The organism is Kitasatospora sp. NPDC057223 (assembly GCF_042669755.1).
Classification (GTDB): Bacteria; Actinomycetota; Actinomycetes; order Streptomycetales; family Streptomycetaceae; genus Kitasatospora.
Map to the genome: position 1 here is coordinate 31,797 of NZ_JBHUWW010000055.1, position 20,157 is coordinate 51,953.

The 20,157-nt window shown below is 76.6% G+C and carries 15 protein-coding genes; 6 read left to right on the top strand and 9 right to left on the bottom strand.

The genetic code is table 11. The features are described from left to right. The first annotated feature begins 65 nt into the window (after positions 1-65). Both ACFUK0_RS20420 and ACFUK0_RS20425 read left to right on the top strand, forming a co-directional pair. Positions 66-1,454 carry a sensor histidine kinase gene (locus tag ACFUK0_RS20420; RefSeq protein WP_380252125.1) on the top strand — a complete coding sequence of 463 codons (1,389 nt, stop codon included), beginning with the start codon at positions 66-68 and terminating at the stop codon, positions 1,452-1,454. Further along, a complete protein-coding gene (locus ACFUK0_RS20425; RefSeq protein WP_380252127.1) occupies positions 1,451-2,128 on the top strand; it encodes a response regulator in 678 nt (225 codons plus the stop codon). Before ACFUK0_RS20420 ends, ACFUK0_RS20425 begins: the two co-directional genes overlap by 4 nt. 58 nt (positions 2,129-2,186) lie before the next feature. Here the strand turns inward: ACFUK0_RS20425 and ACFUK0_RS20430 are convergent, their stop codons facing one another. The 7 genes from ACFUK0_RS20430 to ACFUK0_RS20460 all read right to left on the bottom strand — a co-directional run bounded on the left by ACFUK0_RS20430 (position 2,187) and on the right by ACFUK0_RS20460 (position 11,438). Beyond that, a complete protein-coding gene (locus ACFUK0_RS20430; protein WP_380252129.1) occupies positions 2,187-3,104 on the bottom strand; it encodes a glutathione S-transferase C-terminal domain-containing protein in 918 nt (305 codons plus the stop codon). A gap of 41 nt (positions 3,105-3,145) precedes the next feature. Beyond that, positions 3,146-4,450 (bottom strand): M20/M25/M40 family metallo-hydrolase, encoded by a 1,305-nt coding sequence (locus tag ACFUK0_RS20435; RefSeq protein ID WP_380252131.1) that lies wholly within the window; start codon positions 4,448-4,450, stop codon positions 3,146-3,148. Then, positions 4,447-5,199, bottom strand: a complete 753-nt coding sequence (locus tag ACFUK0_RS20440) for a GNAT family N-acetyltransferase (RefSeq protein WP_380252133.1) — start codon at positions 5,197-5,199, stop codon at positions 4,447-4,449. The genes ACFUK0_RS20435 and ACFUK0_RS20440 overlap by 4 nt, the downstream gene beginning before the upstream one ends. Before the next feature lie 485 nt (positions 5,200-5,684). After that, positions 5,685-6,668 carry a hypothetical protein gene (locus tag ACFUK0_RS20445; protein WP_380252135.1) on the bottom strand — a complete coding sequence of 328 codons (984 nt, stop codon included), beginning with the start codon at positions 6,666-6,668 and terminating at the stop codon, positions 5,685-5,687. Further along, positions 6,665-8,566 (bottom strand): ferritin-like domain-containing protein, encoded by a 1,902-nt coding sequence (locus ACFUK0_RS20450; protein ID WP_380252137.1) that lies wholly within the window; start codon positions 8,564-8,566, stop codon positions 6,665-6,667. Before ACFUK0_RS20450 ends, ACFUK0_RS20445 begins: the two co-directional genes overlap by 4 nt. 29 nt (positions 8,567-8,595) lie before the next feature. After that, positions 8,596-10,041 carry a radical SAM protein gene (locus tag ACFUK0_RS20455; protein ID WP_380252139.1) on the bottom strand — a complete coding sequence of 482 codons (1,446 nt, stop codon included), beginning with the start codon at positions 10,039-10,041 and terminating at the stop codon, positions 8,596-8,598. Then, positions 10,038-11,438 carry a hypothetical protein gene (locus tag ACFUK0_RS20460; RefSeq protein WP_380252141.1) on the bottom strand — a complete coding sequence of 467 codons (1,401 nt, stop codon included), beginning with the start codon at positions 11,436-11,438 and terminating at the stop codon, positions 10,038-10,040. Before ACFUK0_RS20460 ends, ACFUK0_RS20455 begins: the two co-directional genes overlap by 4 nt. Positions 11,439-11,790: 352 nt before the next feature. Here ACFUK0_RS20460 and ACFUK0_RS20465 point away from each other — a divergent pair, with 352 nt between their 5' ends. Both ACFUK0_RS20465 and ACFUK0_RS20470 read left to right on the top strand, forming a co-directional pair. Then, positions 11,791-12,912, top strand: a complete 1,122-nt coding sequence (locus tag ACFUK0_RS20465) for an MFS transporter (RefSeq protein ID WP_380252153.1) — start codon at positions 11,791-11,793, stop codon at positions 12,910-12,912. Then, the gene (locus ACFUK0_RS20470) at positions 12,909-14,129 is read left to right on the top strand and encodes a sugar ABC transporter permease (protein ID WP_380252143.1); all 1,221 of its coding nucleotides are present in this window, start codon (positions 12,909-12,911) and stop codon (positions 14,127-14,129) included. The genes ACFUK0_RS20465 and ACFUK0_RS20470 overlap by 4 nt, the downstream gene beginning before the upstream one ends. Before the next feature lie 30 nt (positions 14,130-14,159). Here the strand turns inward: ACFUK0_RS20470 and ACFUK0_RS20475 are convergent, their stop codons facing one another. Next, entirely contained in the window at positions 14,160-15,350 is a 1,191-nt protein-coding gene (locus tag ACFUK0_RS20475) for an acyl-CoA dehydrogenase family protein (RefSeq protein ID WP_380252145.1), read from the bottom strand. Between the two features lie 205 nt (positions 15,351-15,555). On the opposite strand from ACFUK0_RS20475, the gene ACFUK0_RS20480 reads away from it, so the two are divergent. Continuing rightward, positions 15,556-17,343, top strand: coding sequence for a CoA transferase (locus ACFUK0_RS20480; protein ID WP_380252147.1), 1,788 nt, complete (start codon positions 15,556-15,558; stop codon positions 17,341-17,343). Next, complete coding sequence (locus ACFUK0_RS20485; protein ID WP_380252149.1) at positions 17,340-18,974, top strand: class I adenylate-forming enzyme family protein; 1,635 nt, start codon at positions 17,340-17,342, stop codon at positions 18,972-18,974. The genes ACFUK0_RS20480 and ACFUK0_RS20485 overlap by 4 nt, the downstream gene beginning before the upstream one ends. A 68-nt stretch (positions 18,975-19,042) precedes the next feature. Here the strand turns inward: ACFUK0_RS20485 and ACFUK0_RS20490 are convergent, their stop codons facing one another. Then, complete coding sequence (locus ACFUK0_RS20490) at positions 19,043-19,972, bottom strand: sigma-70 family RNA polymerase sigma factor (protein ID WP_380252151.1); 930 nt, start codon at positions 19,970-19,972, stop codon at positions 19,043-19,045. Between the last annotated feature and the right edge of the window lie 185 nt (positions 19,973-20,157).

Genomic DNA, 20,157 nt, shown 5'->3' on the forward strand with positions numbered 1-20,157 from the left:
GGCGGGGAGTCCGGGCGATCCGGGCGGCCCCGCCGGCCGTCACCCCTTACGAACAGGTGAAATCCGTGACCACAGACGGCAGCGCAGCCGCCGGGGCCTCCCCGGAGCTCACCCTTCCGGGCCTCGAACCGCTCTGGGGGCATCCGCTGGTCGCCAGGCTGGCCCGGGCCGGGCAGCGCCTGCGGCAGTTCGACGCGGACCGTCCGTGGGTCCTCGACACCCTGACGGTTGCCGCGGCCTTCCTGCTGTTCTGTCTCCCTGACCTGGTCCACGGCGGCGGCGCGCGCGAACACCGCGGCCAGCTCCGGCTCGCGCGGCTCGGTACGGCCGGCACGCTGGCCTGGCAGCTCGCGCTGATCCTGCCGCTGTGGTGGCGGCGCCGGGCGCCGTCCGCCACCTTCGCGGTCGTCGTCGCCGTCTTCACCGCGCAGTGGATCATGGTGGTCTGGCTGCGCGCCGACGTCGCCCTGCTGATCGCCCTCTACAGCCTGGCGCTGCACGGCCGGCTGCGGCACCTGCCCTGGGCCTGCGCCGCGATGGCCGGCGCGCTGAGCGTGGTCGCCGTCCGGGTGTCGGCCGCACTGTACTTCGGGGACGCGCTGTTCTTCCTGGCCAGCGCCGCCACGGCGTCCGTCGCGCTCGGGCTCGTCCTGCGGATCCGCCGGGCCCACCTGCTGGCGCTGCGCGAGCGCGCGGTACGCCTGGAGATCGAACGCGACCAGCGCACCGAGCTGGCCGCCGCGGCCGAGCGGGCCCGGGTGGCCCGCGAGATGCACGACATCATCGGCCACAACCTGTCCGTGATCATCGGCCTCGCCGACGGCGGGGCCTACGCGGCCGAGGCCAACCCCGGGCGCGCCAGGGAGGCCCTCCAGCTCATCGCCGGCACCGGCCGCCAGGCGCTCGGCGAGATGCGCCGGATGCTCGGCGTCCTGCGCGAGCAGCGGGACGGCCCCGCGTTCAGCCCGCAGCCGGGCACCGCAGACCTCGACGGCCTGTGCGAACGGATCCGGGCCGCCGGGCCGGAAGTCCGCTACCGCACGGTCGGCGATCTGGAGTCGCTCGACCCGGCGGCGCAGTTGGCGGTCTACCGGATCGCGCAGGAGGCGCTCACCAACAGCCTCAAGCACGCCGGCACCGGCACCAGGACCGACCTGCGGGTGGAGGTCGCCGGCGTGCTCGTCCGGATCGGCGTCCAGGACACCGGCCCGCCGGACGGCGGACCGCCCGCCCCGCGGCCCCACGGGGACGGCCACGGCCTGGCCGGCATGCGCGAGCGCGCCGCGCTGTTCGACGGGACGGTCACCGCCGGCCCGCGACCGGGCGGCGGCTGGACGGTCGAAGCCCTGCTCAACCTCACCCCGCCCGCCACCTCACCCGCTTCCTCGCCCGCCATCTCACCTACTCCCTCGCCCGCCACTTCGCCCGCCGCCCCGGAAGGCCCCGCCTCGTGACCACCGTGCTGATCGTGGACGACCAGCCCCTCCAGCGGCTGGGCTTTCGCATGCTGCTCGAAAGCACCCCGGAGACCGACGTCGTCGGCGAGGCTTCCCACGGCGCCGACGCCGTCCGCCGGGCCGCCGAGCTGAGCCCCGACGTGGTGCTGATGGACGTCCGGATGCCCGGCATGGACGGCATCGAGGCGACCCGGCGGATCGTGGCGGCCGGCGGGCGCTGCCGCGTCCTGGTGCTCACCACCTTCGACATGGACGAGTACGCCCACGCGGCGCTGCGCGCCGGAGCGAGCGGCTTCCTGCTCAAGGACGCGCTGCCGGAGGAACTGCTGGCCGGCATCCGCGCCGTCGCCTCCGGCGACGCGGTGATCGCCCCCGGGCTCACCCGGCGCCTGCTCGACGCGTACGCCCAGCACCTGCCGGCCCGCGGCCCGGGCCAGGACGCGGCCGACGACCCCCGGCTCAAGGCCCTCACCGACCGCGAACGGGAGATCCTGGTCGCTATCGCCCGGGGCTGGACGAACGGCGAGATCGCCCGGCGGCTGGTGCTCGCCGAGTCCACCGTCAAGACCCACGTGGGCCGCGTCCTCGCCAAGATCGGCGCCCGCGACCGGGTGCAGGCCGTGATCCTCGCCTACGACCTCGGCCTCACCCGCGCCGCCGGACCGGGCTGACGGCAGCCGTCCGTGCCACGCTCCCGCCGGGCCCGGCGGGAGCGTGGCACGCACGGGCTCACGGGGCCGTCAGGGCCTCGCGCCCGTGCGGGGCCGTCCAGTCGGGCAGCGTGGCGCCCGGTGCGGTGAAGGTCGAGAAGTCCGTGGTGTCGGTGAAGGCCGGCTGCTGGTACAGGTCGCGGGCGTAGGCCCACAGGTTCGGGTACTCGGCCAGGCCCGGGTTGATCGCCCGGCCGGCGTTGCTCCCCACGTCGTAGCGCGCCAGCGTCACCCAGAGCCGGACGTCCGCCTCGGTGAGCCGGTCACCGAGCAGGTAGCGGCTGCCCTTCAGCCGCGCGTCCAGTTCGGTGAAGGCCGCCAGCAGGTCGGCGCGGGCCGTGGCCGCACCGGGGCCGGCACCCGCGGCGGCGGAGACGCCGTGGTTGACGGCCGGGCCCAGCCGGCCGTTCAGCTCCTCGATCTCCGCCCGCAGCCGCGCCGGGTACAGGTCCGCGCCGTTGCTCCACCCGCCGAACTCGGTGGCCAGGTCGATGCCGATGGTCGTGAAGTCGTTGCTCACCACCCGGCCGGTCTCCCGGTCCCACAGGGTCGGCACCGAGATGTGCCCGTCGAAGCCCGCCTCGGTCACCTCGTACGCCTCGCGGAGCAGGGTGAAACCGTTGACCGGGTCCGCGCCGTGGGTCTCCCGGAAGGCCCAGCCGCGCCCGTCGCGGCGGCCGTCGACGTAGGACACCGAGACGACGTCCTCCAGGCCGTTCAGGGCGCGCTGGATCGTCACCCGCTGCGCCCACGGGCAGAACCAGCCCGCGTAGAGGTGGTAGCGGCCGGGCTCGGCGCGGAAGCCGCTGGAGCCGTCGGCGGTGATCCGGCCGGTGAAGCGGTAGAGCGGGCGGGTGTCGTCCGGCGCCCGGTTGATCCGGTACTCGCCGTGGGCGGTGGTGTCGACGGCGCTCGCGTAGTTCGGTATCCGGCTCATCGTCAGAACCTCTCTGGATCCTCTGGAGTGGTGGTGGTCGGTCAGCAGGTGCGCAGGAAGCGGTCCAGCACCCGGGTGCCGAATTCGAGGGCGTCGACGGGCACCCGCTCGTCCACGCCGTGGAACAGTGCGGTGAAGTCCAGCCCGGCGGGCAGTCTCAGCGGGGCGAAGCCGAAGTGGCGGATGCCCAGCCGGTCGAACGACTTCGCGTCGGTGCCCGCCGAGAGCATGTAGGGCAGCACCCGCGCGCCCGGGTCCTCGGCGCCGATCGCCAGGGCCATCGCGTCGACGAGCGCGCCGTCGAAGGTGGTCCGGACGGGCGGCAGGCTGTCCCACTCGCGTTCGACGTCGGGCCCCAGGATCTCCGCGAGTTCGGCCTCGAAGGCCTTCTCCCGGCCGGGCAGGACGCGGGCGTCGACGGTCGCCCGCGCGACCGAGGGGACGACGTTGGCCTTGTACCCGGCGTCGAACATGGTGACGTTGGCGGTGTCGCGCAGGGTCGCGCCGATCATGCGCGACAGGTTCCCCAGGCGGGCCACCGCCGCCTCCGGGTCCCGCTCGTCGAACGGGACGCCGGTGAGGTCGGCCACGCCCTCCAGGAACTCCCGCACCGGGTCGGTGAGGATCAGCGGGAAGCGGTGCTCCTGGAGCCGGGTGACGGCCGCGGCGAGCTTGGCGACCGCGTTGTCGGTGTGCAGCATCGAACCGTGCCCCGCCGTGCCGGTGGTCTTCAGCCGCAGCCACATCACCCCCTTCTCGGCCGTCTCGACCAGGTAGGCCCGGGTGCCGCCGTCGAAGGACACGGAGAAGCCGCCGACCTCGCTGATCGCCTCGGTGGCGCCCTCGAACAGCTCCGGCCGGTTGTCCACCAGCCAGCGCGCGCCGTAGAACCCGCCGGCCTCCTCGTCGGCGACGAACGCGAAGATCAGGTCCCGCGGTGGCACCACGCCGTCGCGCTTGAACTGCCGGGCGACGGCCAGCGTCATCGCGACCATGCCCTTCATGTCGACCGCGCCGCGCCCCCACACGTAGCCGTCGTGCACCTCGCCCGAGAACGGCGGGATCGTCCACTCGCCCGCGTCCGCGGGGACGACGTCGAGGTGGCCGTGCACCAGCAGCGCGCCGCGCGACGGGTCGGCGCCGGGGAGGCGGGCGACCACGTTGCCCCGGCCGGGAGCGCCGGACTCGACGTACGTCGTCTCGTAGCCGACCTCGGCCAGCTTGGCGGCGACGTACTCGGCGGCCGCCCGCTCGGTGCCGCGCCCGCTCCGGTCGCCGGTGTTGCTGGTGTCGATCGCGATCAGCTCGGCGGCCAGGGTGACGACCTCCGCCACCGCCGAGGTCATGCGCCGGATCCGGCGTCGGGCACCCGGACGGCGAGGAAGCTGGTCCGGCGGCGCAGTCGGAAGCCCAGCGACTCGTACAGCCGGATCGCGTTGGTGTTGCTCGCGGCGGCGTGCAGGAAGGGCGTCTCGCCGCGATCGCGGATGCCGGCCGCGACGGCGTGCACCAGCCGGGTGGCCAGGCCCTGCCCGCGGTGGCCGTCGGCGGTGCAGACCGCGCTGATCTCCGTCCAGCCCGGCGGGTGCAGCCGCTCGCCGGCCATCGCGACCAGCGCGCCGTCACGTCTGATGCCCAGGTAGGTGCCGAGTTCGATGGTGCGGGGCAGGAACGGGCCCGGCTTGGCGTGCTCCACCAGCGCGAGCATCTCGGGCACGTCGGCGGGCCCCAGGCGGACGGCCTCCTCGTCGTGCGCGGCGGCCACACCGTCGTCCACCAGCTGTACTCCGCCGGCGTTCATGACGACCTCCCAGTGCGCGGGAGCGGCGGCCGCGCCGCCGGCCACCGGCACGATGGCGCCCGGCCCGAAGAGGGCGGCGACGTCGCGCCAGGTCGTCTCGTCGGGCTGGTCCGGCAGCCCGACCCAGGGGGACACGTCGGCCGGGTAGCGGAGCACGTCCCCGAGCCGCTCGGCGAGGTGCGCATGCGGCCCGAGCAGGGCCGACCGGGCGGGGTTGTCCAGCGGATGCGCCTCGACGGGCCGGGCCGGGGCCTGCGGCGCGCTGTCCGCTGTGTACACGTACGAATTGGGCATGGTGAAACCGTTCCTCGATTTCTGCGGCTCTGAACTCATGGACGGCCGACGGCAGGCAACGGCGGACGGCCGCGCCGCGACGGGGCACGGCGGGCCCGGGACGCGGTGCTGCGCGCTAGCGGGAGTACGTGGAGAAGGCGGGCCGGACGGTCACGGTCGACAGAGACCGGTCGGCGAGCCGACCCCGTCGATCCAGCGGCGCCGCACGAGCCGGGCGCCGGCGCCCGGACGGGGGAGCGCGTGCGACAGCGGCCGGCGACCCAGAGGTGCCCGCCCGGAACGCAGTTGGCGTGTGCGCATGCCCAACCTGTCTCGACTGTCGTTACAGCGAAGGCCAACACTACCGCCCCGGCCGGTCGCGGTCGCCTGCGATCTCCGCCACATTCGCCGCATACGCCCGACCGGCAGGGCGGGTCGCCGTCGTGCAGGTCGGCGGCGCCGAGGGCGGAGTGACGCCCCGTCGGCCGGCCGGGGGAGCCGGAGCCTCACCCCGTGCCGGAGCCGGCCACCCGCGCGGCGTCGATCTCGTCCTGCCAGGCCGGCCAGGGGAAGGCCTCGCCGTACAGGGCGGCGCACCGGTCGAGGTGCTCGCGGAAGGCGGCCGCCAGGCGGGCGGTGTAGTGCGTGCAGAGGGGGCCCGGCGGGGTGCCGCGGGCGGCCGAGTCGATCACGGCGGCGGCCAGGATCGCGGTGCGCAGGGCCTGCGCGGTGCCCGTGCCGCTGAGCGGGTCGTAGCGGATCGCCCCGGCGCCGACCACCAGCCGGCCCGGTGCGGGGCCGGCCGCCGCTGCGGCGGGTGCGGTGGCCGGGGCCGGATGGAGCCGGGGCGCCGCCTCGACGGCCGCCGCGGAGTTCGGGGCGCGGCGCAGCAGCGGCGCCAGCCGGGAGCCGGCCAGCAGCCGGGCCAGCAGCGCGGCCGGCCGCTCGACCGGGCCGGGCACCATCGCCTGGAGCAGGGCCCGGCCGTCGCCGAGCGGGGTGAGCTGGAGCCAGCCGAGGGTGGTGCACTCCAGCCGGGCCGTCCGCTCGTCCACGCCGCGGGCGAGCAGGGCCTCACCCGCGAGCAGCCGGCGGCGCCCGGCCGCCGGCTGTCCGCCGGGGGCGGCGGTGACCAGCCAGTCGTGCGGGCCCGCGCCCGAGCACCGGTCGGCGAGCAGCGCAGCCAGGCGCGCTGCCAGCGCCGTCCCGTCCACCAGCAGGGCGGGCTGGGCCAGCCGGCGGGGCGCCGTGCCGGCGCCCCAGCCGACCAGGCGCCCGGTCAGCCGGACGGCGCCGGGCAGCAGGGCCGCCGGGTCCTCCGGCCAGAGTGAGCGGAACAGTTCCAGGGTGGGGGCGTTGAGCAGCAGCGGCCGCGGGCCCGCGGGTTCCCGCGCCGGCAGCCGGATCCGGTGGCCGCGCTCGGCCAGCAGCCGGGCGCAGGTGAGTTCGGCCAGTCCGGATCCGGCGAGGGTGACGGTGACGCGGGTCAAGGCTGTCCGCCGATGCCGCTCAGCGCGGCCAGCAGGGCCTCCATGTCCGCCCGGTGGCGGGTGACGACGGCCCGGGTGCTGAGGGCAGCCGGGTCGGTGAGCGCGCCGATCTCCGTCAGGGCCCGGATCGCGGCCTCGGCGGCGGCGCGCGTCGCCTGGCCGTTCGTGAGCGCGGGGTCGGCGCCGGGCGCCGCCGGGGCGACGGCGGCGGGCAGGGTGAAGCGCGGTGCCAGGCCGCGTCCGGCGAGCAGGTGGTTGATCTCGTGCAGGTTGGTCATGGCCCGCCGGGCCTGTTCGATGAGCACGCCGCCGGCCCGGTCGTGCAGCCCGAAGGTGACGTCGAGCAGGCCGAGCAGCACGGCGTAGTTCTGGTCGCCGAGGTCGAGCAGGTGCTGGTCCAGCGGGGCCTGGGCGGTGGCGGCGAGCGGGCGCAGGTACTGTGCGGGCGTCAGGCCCGCCAGGTGGCCCTTGACGGCGGTGAAGCGGTGGAAGTGGTCCTCGCCCTCGTCGATGATCAGCTTGATCAGGTGCGCCAGGCGGTCGGCCCCGGGGTAGAGCTGCGGATCGCGGATCAGCGCCTGGTGCAGCCGGACGTACATGCCGTCCACGCCGGTGCCGACCTGCTGGCTGGGCCGTTCGACGTCGATGAACCAGTCGAGCTGTTCGGCGGTCAGCGGCTTGAGCTCGAAGGGCTGGTCGAGCTGGCGGTGGATGGCGGTGGCCCGGCCGAGCCGGGGCGGGCGGCCGAGGGTGCCGAGGGCTTCGTTCACCCAGCGCAGGTGGCGCATCTCGTCGACGGCGACCGAGAACACCTCGTCCGCGGCGGCGAAGACCCGTCGGGTGACGGCGTCCGCGCCGTCGGGCAGCGTCATCGGCGCGGCGAGCGAGTAGTGGGCGTACAGGTACTCCACGCACAGGGCGTGCTCGACGGTGGCCAGGTACTCCAGTTCGGCGATCACCTCCGCGGGGGTGAGCGGCTCGGTGACGGGTGTGGCCGGCAGGCCGAGGCTGTCGTCCTCCCGGCCGTTGAGCACGACGGGCAGCACGTTCCAGTCGGCGATCAGCTGCGGGTGGGTGAGCTCCTTCGCCGTCCGGCCGGCGAAGACCTTGAGGTCGGGCTCCGGCGGCACGGTGGTGCGGTCCCTGCGCAGGAAGTTGAGATCGTGGAACCGCCCGTCCGAACTGGTGGCGATGTCGGGCTTGGAGGCGGCCCAGTAGTAGCAGCCGCAGTCCCGGAAGTCGTACTGCCAGGGGGCGCAGAGACTGCGGGTGAGGTCCCCGGGCTCGTACACCTCGGGGTCGATCACGCCGTTCTCGTTGAGGAAGCGGGCCCGGTCGGCGACCAGCACGGCGTGGTCGAGGGTGCCGTCCGGTGCCCGGACGACGGAGCTCGCGCCGTCCCGCCGGGCTCGGTTCAGGCCACCGTCCACCACGTCCTGGCCGGGGGCGATCACGCCGGGCACCGGGCCGACCACCACGGCGACCGCGCCGGGGAGCAGGTCGTGCACCCGCCGCCAGACGTCCAGCCCGCCCAAGTCCCGGCAGAGCACCACGGGGGCCTGCGCCTCGGTCTGGTCGACGGTGGTGCGGCCGCACACCTCCCACAGGTACAGCGGCAGGTCGGCCCCGGTCAGGCCCCGGGCGGCGGCGACGCCGCCGGTGACCGCGATCACCTGCGAGCCCTCGCCGCGGTGGAAGTCGACGGTCAGGCCCGGGAAGAAGTGCTTCTCCAGGTTGCGCTGGTCGAACTCCAGCCCGGGGAAGCAGTTGTCGACCCCGCTCTCCGGGCGGGTGCCCGGCGGGTTGCCGCGCACCACGAAGTCGGCCCGGGCGGTGAGGTTGCGGGGGAAGATCTTCCCCTCGGGGACGGGCAGGTCGGGGCTCTCCGGGTCGGGCATGGACGGCTCCTTGCTGGGATCGGTGCGCCCTACCGGGCGATGGTGGTGGGGTCGCTGACGGCGGCGGGCCCCGCCTGCTGCTGCTCGAAGAAGTCTGGTGCGGCCTGGAGGAGTTCGACGTAGGCGCGCAGGCAGAAGGCCAGCCAGCCGCGGATGTAGTCGCAGCCGGGGCGGCCCCGGCGGGCGACCTCGTGGTAGCAGCCGCCGCCGCAGAGGTAGCGGGCCCAGCAGCCCCGGCAGGGCTGCATCCGGTCGACGTGGCTGTTCGCCAGGTGCCGTTCGCGGGCCGCCCGGTCGGGGCCCTCACCGACCGTGCCCATCGCGAAGGCGGGGTCGTCGACCAGCCGGTGGCAGGCGTAGAGGCCGCCCTCGGCGGAGGCGCTGAGGTAGCCGGCCCCGGCGCCGCAGGGGTAGGGGCGGTGGCTGCCGAGGTGCAGTTGCCGCATCGCGGTCTGGAAGTTGCCGAACGGGTACGACCGCCCGGCCGCCAGCTCCCGCAGTGCGGTCCCGCCGCACTCCAGCATCCCGTCCAGGAAGCCGGCGAAGGCGGCCGGGCCGATCTCGAACGCCGGGTCGGGGGCGCTGACCACGGCCGCGAAGCCCACCTCGTCGAAACCCAGGCCGATGCCGTGCTCCAGGATGTCCGGCAGCCGCCCGGTGTGCGGGGTGACGCTGACCCGGGCGGACAGGTGGCGCGGGCGCCCGTGCCGGCGCAGCACGTCCAGGCCGGCGCGCAGCTGGTCGTACGCGCTGCCTCCGCCGGGCGCGCGCCGCAGGGCGTCGTGCCCGGCCCGGTCGCCGTCCAGGCTGACGGCGACGGTGAACGGGTGCCCGGCGAACAGCCGGGCGTCCTCGGGCCGGACGGTCGTCAGGTTGGTGGTGAGCGAGAACCGGACCCGGTGGCCGGCCGCCTCCCCGGCCCGGGTGGCGTAGGCGGTCACCTCGTGCACCAGCTCGCGGGCGAGCAGCGGCTCGCCGCCCATGAAGCCGACCACCACGTCCGCGCCGGGGCCGGCCTCGGCGAGCAGCCGGTCGACGGCGGCGAAGGCGGTGTGCCGGGGCATCCGGCGGGCCGGACCGCCGAACCGGCCCTCGTCCGCGTAGCAGTGCCCGCAGCTGAGGTTGCAGGCCTGCATGACGTTGAGCGAGAGCGCGGAGAGCGGCGGCACCTCGGCGGGCGTGCCGTCGATCCGCGGGGCCGGTGCGCCGGCGCCGCCCCACAGCGGCAGGCCGAGCCCGGCGGCCAGCTCGGCGTCCTCGGCGCGGGTGTGCGCGGCGGCCGTCCAGCTCTCCAGCCGGTCGGCGCTCTCCGCCGTCAGGTCGTAGATCCGGCTGCCGTCCGCGACGAACAGGTGGGCGCCGTGCGCGCTGCGGAACACCCGGGCCTCCGCCGCCAGGCCGGGCGGCGCGGCCGGTCCGGCGGGCTCGCGGGCCGGCTCCTCGGGGCGGCGCCCGATCTGGACCAGGACGCTCACGTGCCCGCCTCGATCTCGGTCCGCAGCGAGTGGGCCCAGCCCACCAGCAGGTCGTACTGACGCCGGGTCAGGTGCATCGGGAACGCGTCGGAGCCGCGCATCGAGACCGGCATCCGGCGGTCGTACATCCGCTCGTCGGTCACGGGTCCGCGGATCACCCGCTCGATCAGCTCCGGCTGCTCGCGCATCAGGTCCTCCAGTACCTCCAGCGCGACGAACCGGCGGTGCCGGCGGCGGGCGCGCTCGGTGAGCCCGAGCAGCACGCCTAGCAGCGGTTCGGGCGGTGCGAAGGTCCTGGACCTGGCCTCGGCCGGGTCGACGCCGAGCGGGCCGGCCAGGCCGGCGTTCTCCAGCGTGGCCCGGTCGTTCTGGACGTCCACGTTGACGGCGGACATCGCCTCCAGGACGCGCTCGAACAGGTCGCGGACCTCCAGCGCCGTCCGCCGTACGTCGCCGAGGTAGGCGGGTTCGCGGACGTCCCCGCGGCGGACCCGGTCGGTCAGGCCGTCGGCGAGCGAGACGAACGGCCGGCGGTCCGGCGCGAAGTCGGGCGGGCTGACCACGATCCGGGCGGTGGCGACCAGCCCGCCGGGCAGCGTGACGGTGACCAGGCCGTCGCAGACGTCGTCCACCAGGCCGAGGCCCCGCTGGCTCTCGGCGCCCGCGAACAGCTCCTGCGGAACGGTGCGCGGGTCGTCCGGGTCCATCTCGTAGCTGCACCACCGCGCGTCCGGGTTCAGCACGAGCCGCCCGGCCGGGAGGGTGTACCGGCTGGTCTTCTGCGCCAGGTCGGTCGGCCCGTACACCGCGCCCACGGCGGGCGTGAACCGCAGCCGCAGTTCGGGGAACGTACTGTCGGGTGCGGGCAGTTGGACGGAGCCCAGCGGCACCTCGGCCCCGGGCGGCACCAACGGGACGAGGCCGGTGCCCTGCGGCGAGCGGCCGGCCAGCCCGTGCCGCCGGTGGTCGTCGCCGCGCACCTGGACGCGGGCCTCGACGCGGTCGCCGTCCACCTGGGTGTACTGGTGCGGTTTGAGGTTGGCGACCGCCACCTCCCAGCGCACGTCGGCCGGGCCGAGGCCGAAGCCGGCCAGCACCTCGGTGGTGACCGGGCCGGTGCGGCGCTGCCCGTCGGCCGTCCAGGTGCCGTGCAGTTCGAAGAACGGACAGACCGGGCGGAAGCCCCGGTCGTCCTTGAACCGCACCTGCTCCGGCATCCGTTCGGTCAGCGTGCCGTCGGCGGCGACATCGAGCGTCGGCGCCGGGACGACGGTGGTCTTTCCGGTGCCGCGCGGCGAGAGGTCGCTCGGCCCCCAGCGGTAGTTGTCGCAGGGCACGGGGGACGGACCGAGCCGGGCGAAGGCGAGCGGCGGGTGGAGCCAGAGCTGTTCGATCACGGGTGTCTCCAGTTCCGTGGAGGGGCCTGTCGATCAGGGGCACGTCGGTCGCTCACAGTATGTGATCAGTAACACTGTGCGACTGCTCGACGCCTGTTCGTGTCGCGGGGCGCATTGCCCACCGGCAGGCGCTGATGCCTCGCGGGGGAGTGCGCCGGTGCGCGCCCGGAGCCCGGGAACTCGGCGGGCCGCCCGCCCGACTGCCTGTGGGGGCCGCGCAGACGACGTATCCGGAGGGACGCCAGTGCAGACGACCAGAGGTGACGAGGCTTCGCGGACCACAGGCGCGGTCGGAGCGGCCGGACCGCCCGCCGCCGCGGGCACGCCGGTGGCCGCCCTGCTGACCGGGGCGATGGCGTTCTCGATGATGCAGCTGTTCCTGGTCGGGGCGCTCGGACCCCGGCTGGTCGGGGAGCTGGGAGTCTCCCGGACCGAACTCGGGCTCACCACCACCGCGGGCTTCGGGGTCGCGGCGCTGCTCTCGCCCGTCGCCGGCCGGCTGGTGGACCGGGTCGGGCCCCGGCGGTGCGTGGTGGCACTGCTGCTCCTCGCCGCCGTGTCGCTGACGCTGATCGGCGCCGCACCCGGCGCCGCCTGGCTGCTCGCCGCCGTCGCGCTCGGCGGCCTGCCGCAGGCGCTGGCCAACCCGGCCACCAACAAGGTGATCCTGGCGGCCTTCCCGGCCGAGCGGCGCGGCGCGGTCACCGGCTGGAAGCAGTCGGGCGTGCAGTTCGGCGCGTTCGCGGCCGGGCTGCCGCTCTCGCTGCTGGCGGCGGGTGTCGGCTGGCGGGGCGCGGTGTGGACGGCGGCGGCGGCCGCCGCCGGCGCGGCGGTCTGGGCGGCCCGGACGCTGCCCGCCGACCCGCTCCGGCTCCCGGGCGCCGGCGGCCGGGCCGGAGCGGCGGGCAGCGTGGTGCGCAGGCTCGCGGGGTTCTCGGTCCTGCTCGGTTGCGGGATCTCCTCCGTCAACACCTACCTGGCGCTGTTCGGCAGTCAGCGGCTCGGCCTGTCGGCGACGGTGGCGGCGCTGCCGGTGGCCGTGCTGGGCCTCTCCGGGATAGCCGGCCGGGTCGGCTGGTCGCGCGCGGCGGACGGGGAGGGCCGGGCCGAGGCACTGCCCACCCTGCTGGCGCTCGGCGCGGTCGGCGCCGCGCTGCTGCTGGCCGCCGCCGTGCTGCTGCACCTGCTGGTCTGGCCGGGAGTGGTGGCGGTGGGGGCGTTCGCGGTGTCGGCGAACGCCGTGTCGATGGTGCTGGTGATGCGCCGCTCCGCGCCCGGCCGGGCGGGGCAGGACTCGGCGCTGGTCGCGGCGGGCTTCTTCGCCGGGTTCGCGGTCGGGCCGCCGGCCTTCGGCGCGGTGGTGTCGCTGGCCGGCTACGGGCCGGGCTGGCTGCTGGTCGCCTGCGAGTTCGCGGGCGCGGCGGCGGTCACGGCGCCGCTGGCCCTGCGCCGGGTCAGGGCGGTGCGCGCGTGATCCCGGCCGGGCGGGTGGACCAGGCGGACCGGGGCGGCGGGCCGGTGAGCCGGGAGGACCAACGCGACGGGCGGGTGGGCCAGGCGGACCAGGGCGGCGGAGGGATGGACTGGGCCGGGCAGGCGCTGACCGCCGTCCTGCGGCGGGTCACGGTCACCGCCGAGGAGGTCGGGCCGCGCTTTCCGCTGTACGCCGACCCGGCCAGCGGCCGGTGGACGACGACCGGTCGCGGGGCCTGGACGGGCGGCTTCTGGGCCGGCCTGCTGTGGCTGCGGGCGCTGGCCTCGGGCGGGCGCGCCGACCGGGCGGCCGCCCGGGAGTGCACCGCCGGGCTGGCCGGCTGGGCCGAGCGGGACACCGCCACCCGGGGCCTGATCCTCTGGTACGGCACCGCGCTGGCCGACGGCACGGCGGACGGCCTGCGCGAGCGGGCGGCGCAGGCCTGCCTGTCCGCCTTCGACCCCGAGCTGGGCCTGCTGCCGTGGGGCGACGCGTTCGGCGGTCCCCGGCTGCTGGCGCGGGCGGACGGCGTGCCGGGCCTGGCTCCGCTGCTCGCCCGGGCGGGGGACGCGGGTGTGGCGGCCGCCCGCTCGCACCTGACACGGCATCTGGACCTCTGCCTCGGCGAGGATCCGCCGCGCCCGGCCTGGGAGGCGGCGCCCGGTGGCGGCTGGCGGGGCTGCGCGGAGCCGGCCCCGGGCTGGAGCCGGACGGGCGCCTGGCTGCTGCTCGGGGTGGCCGACGGTCTGGCTCTCCCGGAGGCTCCGCCGCAGCCCGGCCCGCGATCCGGACCATCCGTCGGGCTGTCTGCCGGGCTGTCTGCCGGGCTGTGGTCGGCGGCCGGGCGGCTGGCCGCACTGCGGCTCGCCGAGCCCGCCCCGCCCGTCCCCCCGGCGGGGCCGCCCGGCGGCCCGGTGGACACCTCGGCGGCCGCCATCGAGGCGGTCGCCGCGCTGAAGCTGGCGGCGCTGGGGGCCTCGTCCGGGCGTCCGGACGAGGCCGGCCGGCTGCGGGCGCGGGCGGAGTCGGTGCTGCGACTGCTCTGCGAGCGGCACCTGTCGGAGCCGGGGGCCGCGAGGCCGGCCGGGATGCTGCTCGACGGCTGCTACGACGCGGATCGCGGCCTGGCGGTCCGCCACGAGCTGGTGTGGGGCGACTTCTTCCTGGCCCTGGGCCTGGCGGTGCTCACCGGCCTCACCGGGCCGCTCACGGTCTGAGGCCCGGCGGCGGCGCACCGCACGCGGGCCTCAGGCGGGCCGCAGCACGTGGCGGGCGACCGCCGAGACGTGCAGTTCGTCGGGGCCGTCCAGCAGCCTGGCGGCCCGCCCGGCCCGGAACAGGGCGGGCAGCGGGGTGTCGGGGCCGAGCCCGGCCGCGCCGTGCACCTGGATCGCGGCGTCGGTGACCTGCTGGAGCATGCGGGCCGCCGCGACCTTGGCCAGGCCGGTCTCGACCCGGGCGTCCTGCCCGCTCTCCAGCCGCGCCACCGCCTCGTGCACCAGCGGGCGGGTGCTCCGGATGGCGAGCAGCGAGTCGAACACGAACTGCTGGACGAGCTGGCGGTCGGCGAGCGGGCCGCCGGCCTGGGTGCGGGTGCGGGCGCGCTCGCACATCAGCCGGTAGGCGCGGGTGGCCTGGCCGAGCCAGCGCAGGCAGCGCAGCACCCGGCCGAGCCGGAGCCGCTCGCCGGCGATCGACAGGGCCCGGCCGCGCTCGCCCACCAGGTGGTCGGCGGGCACGGTGACGCCGTCGAGTTCGATCTCCCACTGGCCGCCCGCGCCGAGGACCGGCAGTTCGCGGACCACCCGGAAGCCGGGCGCCGAGGTCGGCACCAGCAGCAGGGACAGCGCCCGGGAGGCCGGGGCATCGTCCTCGGTGCGGGCCAGCACGGTGACCAGGTCGGCGTCCGCGGCCCCGGTCGTGAACCACTTGCGTCCGTGCAGCGTCCACCGGCCGTCGGCGCCGGCCACGGCCCGGGTGGCGGTCAGCGCGGGGTCGGTGCCGGGGGTGTCGGGTTCGGTCATCGCGTAGCAGGTGCGCAGTTCGCCGGCGGTGACGCGCTTGAGGAAGGCGTCCCGGACGGCCGGCGTGCCGTGCCGGGCGAGCATCAGCACGTCCAGCAGCGGGGCGGAGCCGAGCGCGGCCGGCCCGTGGTCGCTGGCGCCCTCGGCCTCGGCGAGGTGCGCGTAGCGGGTCAGCGGGAGGCCCTGGCCGCCCAGTTCGACGGGCAGCGGCAGGGCCCAGAGCCCGGCCGCCCGGGCCTCGCCCCGGAGCCGTGCCATGGTCGCGCGCGCGTCGGGGCCGCCCGCGTCGAGCACCGGTTCGCACGGCATGACCCGCTCCCGGACGAACGCGGTGACCTGCTCGCGGAGTCCGGTCAGGTCGGGCGGACAGTCCGGCAGTCCCTGCCCGGCGAAGGAGGCTTTCTGATCATTCATGACGATTCCTCCGGATTCATCGGGAACCCGATGAAGTGACGATCCGACTCTCTGGCTGTGGAGCTGGTCGGCTGCCGAGGCCGCCGAGTTCCCGGCGTCGTCCGGACAACCCGCCCCACTGCCCCTCCAGTGCCCGCCCAGCCCGACCACCCGTGCCCGTTCAGCAGTCCCGTGCGGCCGCCCGCGGCCGCCGGAGAGGAGTGACATGGCCCCCCTGGCCCCTGCCCTCGCGGCCCAGCCGCTCGACGCCGTCGAGGTGAGCGTCTGCGGGCCGGCCGCGCTCACCGCCCCCGCCGTGGCGCACCTGCGGGCCCTCGGCGCGAGACCGGTGGAGATACCCGGCCCGGCCGGCCCGGCCCGCTTCCAGGCGCCGGGCGGCGTCAGCGCCGAGCTGGCCTGGGCGGACCTGTGCACGGACGCGGACGCCGCCGAGGAGGCGACCGTGCAGGCCGTCGCCGGGATCATGCACGTCCACGGCCGGCGCGACGGCGAACCCCGCGGCCTCGCCACCGACTACGCCGCGACCTGTGCCTCCGTGCTCACCGTGCAGGGCCTGCTCGCCGCCCTGGTCGGGCAGGCCCGGGGCGGCAGCGGCGCGCACGTGCGCACCGGCGCCGACCGGGCCGCGCTGCTGACGGTGTCGCAGTACCTGGCGGCGGCCGGAGCGCCGGAGGACGAGGCCGTCCTGCTCGCGCCGGGCAGCAGCCCGCCGTTCACCGCCGCCGACGGCACCCGCTTCGAACTGGAGGCGCTGGATCCCGGTCTGTGGGCCGCGTTCTGGCGGGCCCTCGGTGCGCCGTCGGAGGCCGTCCGCAGCGGCTGGCGCCCGTTCCAGTTCCGCTACGCGACGGCCTGCGCCCCGCTGCCCGAGGCCCTGCACGCGGCCACCCGCGCCGCCTCCTGGGCGGCCGTCCGACGGGCCGCGGCGGCGGTCGGCGCCGACGTCTGCCGGGTCCGCACGCTGGCCGAGCGGGCCGGCGACCCGCCGCCCGGCGAGCCCTGGAGCTTCCGGACGGGCGAGCAGGCGGCCCGCACCCCGGCCGAGCCCGCCGCCCGGCCCGCCGCGGTCGCGCTGCCGCTCGCCGGGCTCACCGTGCTGGAGGCCGGCCGGCGCGTCCAGGCCCCGCTGGCCGCCCACCTGCTCGGCCTGCTCGGCGCGGACGTGATCCGGATCGAGCCGCCGGGCGGCGACCCGCTGCGCGGCATGCCGCCGTGCTGCGACGGCGTCTCGGCCCGCTGGCTCGCCCTCAACCGCGGCAAGCGCGCGGAGCAGATCGACATCAAGACCCCCGCCGGGCAGCACGAGCTGCGCGAACTCGCCGCCGGCGCAGACGTGTTCCTGCACAACTGGGCGCCCGGCAAGGCCGAGCAGCTCGGCCTGGACGCCGACGCGCTCGGCGCCGTCAACCCCGGCCTGGTGTACGCCTACACCGGCGGCTGGGCCGGCCGGCTGCCGGGAGCCCCGCTGGGCACCGACTTCATGGTGCAGGCCCGGACCGGCGTCGCCGACGCGGCCCGCCCGGCCGACGAGCCGCTCGCGCCGTCCCTGATGACCCTGCTCGACGTGCTCGGCGGTCTGCACGGCGCCGAGGCGGTCCTCGCGGCGCTGCTGCTGCGCGAGCGCACCGGGCGCGGCGTGCGCACCGAGTCCTCCCTGCTCGGCGCCGCCGAGACCCTCACCGGCGCGGCCCTGCGGCAGGCCGCCGCCGGCGGCGACCCGCGCCGGCCCGCCGGGTTCCGCCGGCCGCTGCCCACCGCTGACGGCTGGGTCGCCGTCGCGGACGACTCGGCCGCCGGAGCCCGCGCTCACACCGGACGCCTGCGGCACCTCGGCACCACGAGCGCCGTCGCCCTGCTGCGCGCCCGGGGTCTCACCGCCACCGCCGTGACCACCGACCTGCGCGCCCTGCCCGCCGACCGTCGGCTGCGCGGCGCCCTGACCCGCGACAGCCACGGCGCCCTCGCCGTACCCACGCCCTGGAGGTTCTCGTGACACCCCCGATCCCGATCCCCGACCTCGTTCCGCCCGCGCTACGACGGGCCTGGGCCGCCGACGGCAGCTACCCCGACCTCGACCTCTACAGCCTCTTCCGCGCCCACCGCGTCGCCGACCCGCGACGTACCGCCGTGATCGACGCCGACGGCGCGACCAGCTACGCCGAACTCGACCGCAAGGCCCGATGTCTGGCCGCCGCGCTGCGTACCGCCGGAATCCGGGCGGGTGACGTGGTGGGCGTCCAACTCCCCAACACCCACGAGGCGGTGGCCGCCGACCTGGCGCTGGCGGCGCTCGGCGCGGTCGCCCTGCCGTTCCCGGTCGGGCGCGGCAGCCGGGAGGCGCTCTCGCTGCTCGGCCGGTCCGGAGCGGGCGCGGTGATCGTCGCCACCCGGTACCGCGGCACCGAACCCGCCCGGGAGCTCGCCGCACTGGCCGCTGAACTGCCCGCCCTGCGGGTGGTGGTGGCGGCCGGGGACGGGCCGGTGCCGGACGGCTGCCTGGCACTGGGCGAGCTGCTGCGCACCGACGCGGCCGGTTTCACGCCGGAGCGTCCCGCCCCCGACTCGGCCGCCCGGATCCTGGTCTCCTCCGGCACCGAGGCGGAGCCCAAGATGGTGGCGTACTCGCACAACGCGCTGGCCGGCGGACGGGGCAACTTCCTGGCCGCCCTGCTGCCGCCGGGCACCAGACCGCACTGCCTCTTCCTGGTTCCGCTGGCCTCCGCCTTCGGCAGCAGCGGCACCGCCGTCACGCTGGCCCGGCACGGCGGCACGCTGGACCTGCTGGAGCGCTTCACCCCCGCCGAGGCCGTGGAGGCGATCCGCCGCCACCGCCCCAGCCACGTCCTGGGGGTGCCGACCATGGTGCGGATGATGCTCGACCTGGTGACGGAGCCGCTGCCCGGCCTCGCCGCACTCGTCCTGGGCGGCTCCCCGCTCGACGAGGCGACCCGGGCCGAGGCCGAACGCGCCTTCGGCTGCACGGTGGTGAACCTCTACGGCTCGGCCGACGGCGTCAACTGCCACAGCGGCCTCGACCCGAAACCGGACCGGGCCGGCGGCCCCGGCACCGCCATCGGCCGCCCCGACTCCTCGGTGGCCGAGATCCGCATCACCACCGCCGCCGGCGAACTCGACACCACGCCGGGCGAGGTCGGCGAGATCGTGGCACGCGGCCCGATGACGCCGCTGTGCTACGTCGGCGCGCCCGAACTGAACCGCCGCTACCGCACCCCCGACGGCTGGGTCCGCACCGGCGACCTCGGCATGTTCGACACCGACGGCATGCTGCGGCTGGTCGGCCGGCTCAAGGACATCGTCATCAGGGGCGGAGCGAACATCAGCCCGGCCGAGGTCGAGGGCGAGCTCTCCGCGCACCCGGACGTCCGGGACGTGCTCTGCACCGGAGTGCCCGACCCGCTGATGGGCGAGCGGCTCGCGGCCTGCCTGGTGCCGCGGCCGGGGCGTACCCCGACCCTGGAGGACCTCTCCGCGCACCTGGACGGGCGCGGCCTGGAACGGCGCAAGCACCCCGAGCGGCTGCTCCTGCTGGACGCGCTGCCGCTGACCCCGGCCGGGAAGCCGGACCGCAGGGCGCTGCGGCAACTGGCCGTCGAGGCCGTCTGACGGCCGGCCGGGCGGCCGGGAGAGCCCTGGAGAACGGGCTCCTCCGGCCACCCGGCGTCGAGGACGGCTCAGACCCGGCCGACCAGCGTCAGGCCGGCCCCGTCGACCGCACGGCGGACGCGTTCGTCGTCGACGGCCCGCTCGAAGGAGACGGTCACCCGCCCGGCCGGCACGCTGACCAGCACCTTCGTGACGCCGGGGATGGCCGCCAGCTCCGCGCTGACCGACTTCTCGCAGTGGCCGCAGCCCAGGCCCGCGACGCTGAAGGCGGTGACGGTACATCGGGATGCCGCCGTGCGCCTGAACGGGGGCAGTGCGGGGGCCGGGGCGCGCCCGGCACCCGCTCCGGCTCCGGCCCCGGTGCCGACGGTGGCCGGGGCGCCCGTCAGGGCCGGTGCGCCGGTGTGCCGTTCGGCGTCCGCGAGCAGCCGGACCAGTGCGGTACGGGCCCGGAACACCCGCGAGCGGACGGTGCCGATCGGCACGCCCGCCACCTGCGCGGCCTCCTCGTACGGCAACCCGAGCATGCTGGTCAGCACGAACGCCTCGCGTCGCTGCGCGGGCAGGAGGGCGAGCAGTTCGGCCAGCGCCACCCCCTCCTCGAAGCCGGGCAGGCCGCAGTGCTGCGCCCCCTCGGCCGCCGTCTGCCAGTCGTCGGTGTCCAGCAGCCGGGGCCGGGCGGCGGCGAACCGGAACCGGTCGGCCACCGTGCGGCGCGCGATCGACAGCAGCCAGGTGCGCGCCGACGAGCGGCCCTCGAACCCGGGCAGGCTGCGCAGCGCCCGGAGATAGGTGTCCTGGGTCAGGTCGTCGGCGGACTGCGGATCGGCGCTCAGATGGGCGACGTACCGCCAGACGTCCTTGTGCGTGGCGCGGACGAACGTCTCCACGGCGGTCGGGTCGCCGTCACGGGCGGCCAGCGCCCAGGAGGTCACCTTCGCGTCGTCGTGGGGTGAGCGGCCTCGTGCGGAACGCGGGCGCGGCAGGGCAGGAGTCATCGCCGAATGTCCTTCGCGGTTAGTCGCCGGATGGTCGCGGGACCGCGCGGGGATCGCGCGGGTGCGCCCGGGCACGGGCCCGGGCGGGGGATCCTGGGGACGCCGTCAGCGGACGGCGGCCGGGGCCGGCGGGCCCCGCGAGGTGATGGCGTGGACGAGCAGCAGCCGGCGCAGCCGCCGCGCAC